The following is a 6,851-nucleotide window of genomic DNA, read 5'->3' on the forward strand; positions in this document are numbered from 1 at the left end:
AGCGCGGAACCTTGTAGCTGGCGATATTGCCCGAACAATATTCGATGACTTCGGCTTCCGTCATGGTTTCGCCGCTCTTGACCTCGATGAACGCCGCCACGACTTCAACCAGCCGCGGGTCCGGCGCGCCGATGATCTGGGCCATCTTCACCTTGGGATGACGCGACAGGAAGCTCTCCACCTCGACGGCGGCGACATTCTCGCCACCGATCTTGAGCATGTCCTTGATGCGGCCGCCATAGGCGAGCTGGCCGTCCTCGTCGATCCAGCCGGTGTCACCGCTGCGCAGCCAGCCGCCGGGCAGCATGGTCTTCGCCGTCTGTTCCTCATCCTTGAAATAACCGGAAAAGAGGGGACCTGCGATCTGGATTTCGCCCTTCGCGCCTATCGGCTGCTCCTCCAGCGTTTCCGGATCGACGATGCGGATTCGGTGCGTCCGCAAGGGTTTGCCCACACGTTCGATCCGTTGATCGAGCGTGTCATGCGGGCTTGCCATCGTGCTGATGCCCCCGCTTTCGGTGAGGCCATAGCAACCGATCTGCTTCGCCTGCGGAATGGCTTCCGCGAATTTGCGCAGCAGGTCTGGCGCGCCGATGTTGATCATCAGGCGCAGACGCGACAGATCGCGGCTGTTGAAGTCGCGGTGGTCGATCAGCGCGGCCGTCAGCGCGGGAAAGGCGGAATAGCAGATGGTCGCGCCGGTCCGCTCCATTTCCTCCAGCGCGGGGCCGGCCTGGAAATGACTTTGGCAAACGAATGTCGCGCCGACTTGCCGGCAAGCGTTCAGCGGCAGATGCGACGACAGATGATAAAGCGGCAGCGGGTCCCAGAACACATCATCCTTGACGAGTTCCAGCCGCTCGGCGATCGCGCCGGCCACCTCCACGACGACGCCATGACTGATCATGCACGCCTTGGGCTGGGCGGTGGTGCCGGAGGAGAAGATGATCATGGCGATGTCATCGGGGCAAACCGCCGCGACACGATCGGCAAGCATCTCGTCCGAAATTGTGGAACCGCCTTTTTCGAATTCCGCCTCGGTCAGCCACTTGTCTTCATCGGGCGCGTTGAAGTGAAAGACACTGAGAAGCCTGGGCGCGCCCCGCACCCGCAATTCCTCGCCCGCGCGCCATTTTTCCAGTTCGGGAAACTGACTGCACAACAGTGCCCGGAGGTCCAGATGCGGACGCGCCGCGCCCGTTGTGAACAGCTCCGTAATTTCCGCATGGCGCAGGACATATTGAAGATCTTCGCCACGATAGCGCGCGTTGAGCACGACCGCACAGGCGCCGATCATGTTGATGGCGCCGACGAGAACCGCATATTCCCAGCTATTGGGCATCAGTATACCGATATGTTCTCGCGGCTGGATCCCCAGTGCAAGCAGGTTGCGCGCGCAGGCGATCGTCTGACGCGCGAACCCGGCATGACTGGCCTCCCGGTCGCCCAGAACGAAAGCGGTCCGGTCGGGCCAGTTTTGCGCGGCCTGCAAGATGGAATGGCCAACAGTATTGGGTCTCGCATGGAGATCCAGCGGCGAAGACATATTTTATTCCTTGGCTGCAAATATTGTGTCGCGATAGCCGATCTTCCATTCGCCATCCTCGACCACGAACTTGTCGACATATTTCGCCACGACATAGGGCGCTTCCAACTTCGGCAAGCCCGTCGCATTCTCGCGATAACTACGATAGACGGTCACATAGGACGTGGCCTCCGCCGTTTCCGGACCGTTCACGGTCACCAGCAGGTTGGTCGCCGCATGAATCAGCGGATCGGTCGTCAGCTTGTCGAAGAAGGCGCCTATGGCGGCATGGCCCTTGATCTCGCCTGTGTCCGTCCGGTTCAGGACGCCGTCCCGCGCGAACAGCGACACCAGCCGCTCGAACTGACGCGTATCGACGCATTCGCAATATTCCAGCATCAGCCTCTGGCAGGCGCGTTCGGCCAGAAGCACATCCAGATCAGTCATTATCCATCTCCCGATTTGCAAAGGATCACCCCGAATGAGGTCACAGAGATAAACCACCATCGGCGATGATTGTCTGTCCCGTGATGAAACCGGCCTCGCTCGAACACAGGAAGGCGGTGATGCCGGCAACATCTTCCCCCGTGCCAAAGCGGCGCAGCGGTGTATTTTTCCTGGACTGTTCCCAGATGTCCTTGCTGTAAATCGTGTCCATCAGGGCACCGCCGATGCCCACTTCCATGATGCCCGGCGCGACGGTGTTGGCGCGCACTCCAAACCGCCCTTCCTCCTTGGCGACGGCGCGGCAGAGGGTTTCGGAACCCGCCTTGGGCACGGCGGACAGGGCATCGCCCACGACGAACCAGTGCGGCGCGACCGAACCGATGTTGACGATGCAGCCCTGCGTCTCCCGCAGCACAGGAAGGACCTGCCGGACGAGGGCGATGAAGCCCATCAGCTCAACCTGCACGGCCTCGTGCCACTGGGCCGGCTGCAATTTCGACACGTGGATCTGCGGGATGTGAACGCCTGAGGAGAAGATGACCGCCCGCAATCCGCCGCTTCGCCCATGCGCCGCCCGGATGACCTCGGCCAGTGCCTGCTCATCGGCGATATCGAGCCGGTGGGACACGACATCGGCAACCTCGCCAAGCTCCTCGCTCAACGCCTTCGCCTTGGCCTCGTTGGACCGATAGGTGAAACCGACATGATCCCAATCCTGGGCGAGGCGCCTGACGATGGCGCTTCCCAGCCCCCCCGTGCCCCCCAGAACCAGGGCGCCGCCTTTCTCCTTACTCACTCCTCACTTACCTTCCCGAGGACATCGGTCGCCCCCATTGAAATCTCTTGGCGCCAATCTATCGTGGCCGGCGCGTCCAAAACCTATCTTGCGACGAGTATCGGTGGGCCAACGAATCCGGCGCCTGCAAATCCTTCGTTTCACGGCGCGGGATGGATGATGACCTTTCTTTGGAAAGGTCGCGGCGGAGAATGAGCCGCCATTATGGGCGCATGAAAGTGACTACGCCCCTTCACCAGTAAGTGCACCTGCACGGCGACGGCCTGTCGCTGGCGGCCGATATCTATGGCCCGGCATCGGGACAGCCGGTGCTTTTCTTTCATGGCGGCGGGCAGAGCCGCCGGTCGTGGCGCGGTCCGGCGCGCCGTCTGGGAGCGACGGGATATCGGGCGATCGCGGTTGACCTGTGCGGCCATGGCGAAAGCGAATGGGCGGCCAAACTGCGACTATCTGCTCGACGCCTATGCGCGCGACGTGGAGGCGTTGATAGACCAGCTTGACGGGCCGGTCGTGCTGGTCGGCGCATCAAGAGGCGGGTAGTCCGCGCTGGTGGGCGGCTCACGCAGGCCGGGACGCGTGGCGCTTGTCATGCTGGCGGATGTCGCCCCAGCGCTGCACGACCCGGTTGTGCTGGTGCGGGCAGAGCATTCCAGCATCATCACCGACGAAAGCGTCGCCCTGTTCCGCAAGCTTACGCCGCAGCTGGAGGTCGTGGTGGCCCATGGCGTCGGCTATATGTTCACCGACGACCAGAATGACGCCTTGGCCGAGACGCTGCTGGAGCGGTTGCGGGCGATGGCGGCCGGCTGACCATCCCGCCGCCTATCGTCGGAAAGGTGCGCGCGCTTCATGTCCGGCGTCATTCCTGATGGTGATTTCAGTTGCACCCGGTCCTGCGCGGAGGCGGCATGAGAGACTTTTCGGATCACGAAGGGAATGTGAATTGGACCCGCTCAGCAAATTGATGCAGAGATACTGTTTCGCCTACACGGCCACGCACGACTTCAGCATCGCCGACCAGATCATGGCCGACGACTATAGTTTCTATATGGGCGAGCATGCCTTTACCGGCCGCGAAGAAGCTTACAAGCCCGCCGCCGACCGTCAGTTCAAGGCTTATCCGGGCCTTGGCTTCACCGTCCACGACTTCTTCTCCAATGGCAACCGCTGCGCCATGTTCTTCAGCGAACATGGCCATTCGCTGCAATATGACACGCCGACCGTCTGGCACGGCGTCAGCCTCTATCGCTGGAACGGCGAACGGCTGACGGAATGCCGCATCGAGCAGGATTATTATGGCCGCCGCCGCCAGTTGACCAGCAAGGTGCCAGATCCGATCGACCCTGCCGCCTACGCACCCTGGACCGTACCGGTCGAAAAACCGAACGCCGAGAATGAGCGGATCGTGACCGAATGGATCGAAATGGGCGGCCTGCTACGCAGCGCCGTCGGCAGCCTGGACGATGAAGCCGTCGCGCCCTCCATCGACCGCGTGCTGTTCACCGACGAAAGCGCGAAGGTGATCGACATCCTCTCGGCGGGCAAGCGGGTCGCCTTCCAGGTCAGGATCGACGGCGCCTATGCCGGCGGGCTGAAGGAACTGGCGGGGCATGAAGGCGCCCGCACGTCGCTGTTCACCACCGGCATCGCCTATGTCGAAAATGGCGAGATCACCAAGGTCCGCGCCGTGACCGACCGCTACACGATGGAGCGCAGGGTGCTGGCGGCGGCCAAAGGCTGAACACCAAAAGGGATTGGCCGTCGCCGCAAGCATCGCGACGGCCGTTGGGGAGAGGGAAATATGTTCCAGTTGGACCTGATCGCGCCGATCGGCGATCTGCTCGGTCGGCAGGCAGCAAAGGCCGCGGCCAAAATCGCCTATCAGGATGCGACGCGCGGCGTGACCTATGGCGACCTGCACCGCAGGACCGCCAATCTGGCCGGGCATCTCGCCGAAAATGGCGTCCAGACAGGCGACTGCATGGCGATCCTGCTGCCCAACTCGGTCAGCTGGGTCGAATCCTGCTTCGCCATCGTGCGGGCGGGCGGCGTCGCCGTCCCGATCAGCGTCGAGGCGAGCGAGAGCGAGATCCTCTACCGGCTGACCGACGCGAAGTGCCGCGCCGTGATCACCACTACGGCCTTGGCGCCTGCCATCAAGGCCATTGCCACGACCGCGAAGATCGACCTGCTGGTCGTGCCGGTGGAGGCGACCGACGAAGGCAGCGCGTCCTTCGATGGCTGGAGCGAAACCCCCTCCAGCACACCTGCGCGCGACCCTGCGGACATCGACGCAACGGCGTTCATCATCTACACGTCCGGCACCACCGGCCAGCCCAAGGGTGTGCAACTGTCACTGCGCAACATGCTGTGGGTGACGGCGGCCTGCTGGTCGCCGATCCTGGGGCTGAACAATCAGGACAAGCTGCTCTCGCCGCTGCCGCTTTATCATAGCTACGCGCTGAACCTGACCGTCATCTCCATATTGGCGACGGGCGCGTCCATCCATCTGATGGAAAAATATTCGACCCGGGACGCGGTCGACCTGCTCGGCTCGGGCGAATTCACCATCTTCCCGGCGGTGCCCACGATCTTCCACTATCTGCTTGACACCGCGAAGAACGGCCATGTCGCGCTGCCGGGCATCCGCGCCTGCGTCACGGCCGGCGCGATCATGGCCGGCACCACCAATGCGGAGTTCGAGGCTATCTTCGGCGTGCCGCTGCTGGACGGCTATGGCATCACCGAAACCGCGACCATGGTCACGATGAACAGCGCGTCGGGCGGCCGGATCATGGGCTCGTGCGGCCTGCCGATCCATGGGCTGGCGGTGCGCGTCGTCGATCCCGTGACACTGAAGGATTGCGCGCCCGGCGAGGAAGGGGAACTGATCGTTCGCGGGACGAACGTCATGGCGGGGTATCTCAACAAGCCGGAGGAAACCGCCAAGGCGCTGCGGGACGGCTGGTATCATTCCGGCGACCTGGCGCGCGCGGACGCCAACGGCTTTCTGACGATCACGGGCCGGATCAAGGAACTCATCATTCGCGGCGGCCAGAATATCGCACCTGCGGAGATCGAGGAAGTCGTCCAGACGCTCGATATCGTGATGGACTGTGCCGTGGTCGGCCTGCCCCACGCGCATCTGGGCGAGGTGCCCGGCCTGTTCATCATCCCGCGCGACCAGGATTTCGACGAAGCGGTGGTGATCAATCATTGCCGGGCGCACCTGTCATCCTACAAGGTGCCATCGGTGATCCACATCGTCACGGAAATTCCCCGCACCGGATCGGGCAAGATCATCCGCTACAAGCTGCGGGAACTGGTGTCCTGATCTGGGAATATTCCGTTCAAGGCTGAACCAGCCTTATTTTATCTGCCCGACCCCACCAACAAAAAGGCCCGGCACGCCCCCTAGAGTCGGATGACATTATGTTGATCCGTATCCAGCGTTGATCAGATAGTTTCGACATTCATCTGGGCTGAAAGCGTCGAGCAAGGAGCCGATACGGCGCCATGTTGCTTCGTGGGTTCGCTCTGCGGCTTTTCGCATCAGATGTTTGAGCTTGGCGAAGACCTGTTCGATCGGATTGAGGTCCGGGCTGTATGGCGGCAGGAACAGGAGCCTGGCTCCCGCTTCACGGATGGCCTTGCGCACGGCAGGCCGTTTGTGGCTGGCCAGATTGTCCATGATGACGATGTCGCCGGGCAAGAGCGTTGGCACGAGCAATTGCTCGACATAGTCGGTAAAGCTCTGTCCGTTGATCGGCTGATCGAGGACGCACGGGGCATCGATCCGGTCGCATCGCAGAGCGGCGAGGAAAGTCATCGTGCGCCAATGGCCGTAGGGCACCTTGGCATGGAGCCGTTGACCGACCGGTGCCCAGCCGCGCAAGGGCGCCATGTTGGTCTTCGCCCAGGTCTCGTCGATGAAGACAAGCCGGGTGAGATCAAGCTGCCCCTGATACTTCTTCCACTGCACGCGCCTGCGCGCGATTGTCGGCCGAAGTTGCTCGGCGGGCAGCACGCTTTATGGGATGGCCCGCCCCTTTTTTCCGGCATCGGATATGATGCCGGTGCTTG

Annotated in this window: 7 protein-coding genes and 2 pseudogenes; 5 read left to right on the top strand and 4 right to left on the bottom strand. The window is 62.4% G+C overall.

Annotated features, from left to right (window positions below; translation table 11 throughout):
• The 3 genes from V7D69_RS14705 to V7D69_RS14715 all read right to left on the bottom strand — a co-directional run.
• Positions 1-1,546, bottom strand: a 1,546-nt coding sequence (locus V7D69_RS14705; protein ID WP_333606174.1) for a class I adenylate-forming enzyme family protein, incomplete at its 3' end; no start/stop codon positions are given.
• 3 nt (positions 1,547-1,549) lie between these two features.
• Positions 1,550-1,972, bottom strand: a complete 423-nt coding sequence (locus V7D69_RS14710) for a nuclear transport factor 2 family protein (RefSeq protein WP_324064294.1) — start codon at positions 1,970-1,972, stop codon at positions 1,550-1,552.
• A 40-nt stretch (positions 1,973-2,012) separates the two neighbouring features.
• Entirely contained in the window at positions 2,013-2,768 is a 756-nt protein-coding gene (locus tag V7D69_RS14715) for an SDR family NAD(P)-dependent oxidoreductase (protein ID WP_324064293.1), read from the bottom strand.
• A 308-nt stretch (positions 2,769-3,076) separates the two neighbouring features.
• On the opposite strand from V7D69_RS14715, the pseudogene V7D69_RS14720 reads away from it, so the two are divergent.
• From V7D69_RS14720 to V7D69_RS14740, 5 genes and pseudogenes are all read left to right on the top strand, one after another.
• A pseudogene (locus tag V7D69_RS14720) lies at positions 3,077-3,139 on the top strand (hypothetical protein); the annotation flags it as partial.
• Between the two features lie 43 nt (positions 3,140-3,182).
• Complete coding sequence (locus V7D69_RS14725; protein WP_333606176.1) at positions 3,183-3,308, top strand: alpha/beta fold hydrolase; 126 nt, start codon at positions 3,183-3,185, stop codon at positions 3,306-3,308.
• A gap of 48 nt (positions 3,309-3,356) precedes the next feature.
• Positions 3,357-3,578: a hypothetical protein gene (locus V7D69_RS14730; RefSeq protein ID WP_333606175.1), complete on the top strand. Its 222-nt coding sequence runs from the start codon at positions 3,357-3,359 to the stop codon at positions 3,576-3,578.
• A gap of 133 nt (positions 3,579-3,711) precedes the next feature.
• The gene (locus V7D69_RS14735) at positions 3,712-4,509 is read left to right on the top strand and encodes a nuclear transport factor 2 family protein (RefSeq protein ID WP_324064290.1); all 798 of its coding nucleotides are present in this window, start codon (positions 3,712-3,714) and stop codon (positions 4,507-4,509) included.
• Positions 4,510-4,569: 60 nt separating this feature from the next.
• Positions 4,570-6,102, top strand: a complete 1,533-nt coding sequence (locus V7D69_RS14740; RefSeq protein ID WP_324064289.1) for a class I adenylate-forming enzyme family protein — start codon at positions 4,570-4,572, stop codon at positions 6,100-6,102.
• Positions 6,103-6,198: 96 nt separating this feature from the next.
• On the opposite strand, the pseudogene V7D69_RS14745 reads toward V7D69_RS14740, so the two are convergent.
• Positions 6,199-6,783: pseudogene (locus V7D69_RS14745) on the bottom strand (IS630 family transposase); the annotation flags it as partial.
• Positions 6,784-6,851 lie beyond the last annotated feature (68 nt).

It is taken from the genome of Novosphingobium sp., assembly GCF_036733805.1.
In the GTDB taxonomy this organism is placed as follows: domain Bacteria; phylum Pseudomonadota; class Alphaproteobacteria; order Sphingomonadales; family Sphingomonadaceae; genus Novosphingobium.

Coding starts and splice junctions, on each gene's coding strand:
- V7D69_RS14710 (WP_324064294.1), bottom strand. CDS start 1,972: ATGACTGATCTGGATGTGCTTCTGGCCGAACGCGCCTGCCAGAGGCTG.
- V7D69_RS14725 (WP_333606176.1), top strand. CDS start 3,183: ATGGCGAAAGCGAATGGGCGGCCAAACTGCGACTATCTGCTCGACGCC.
- V7D69_RS14730 (WP_333606175.1), top strand. CDS start 3,357: ATGCTGGCGGATGTCGCCCCAGCGCTGCACGACCCGGTTGTGCTGGTG.
- V7D69_RS14740 (WP_324064289.1), top strand. CDS start 4,570: ATGTTCCAGTTGGACCTGATCGCGCCGATCGGCGATCTGCTCGGTCGG.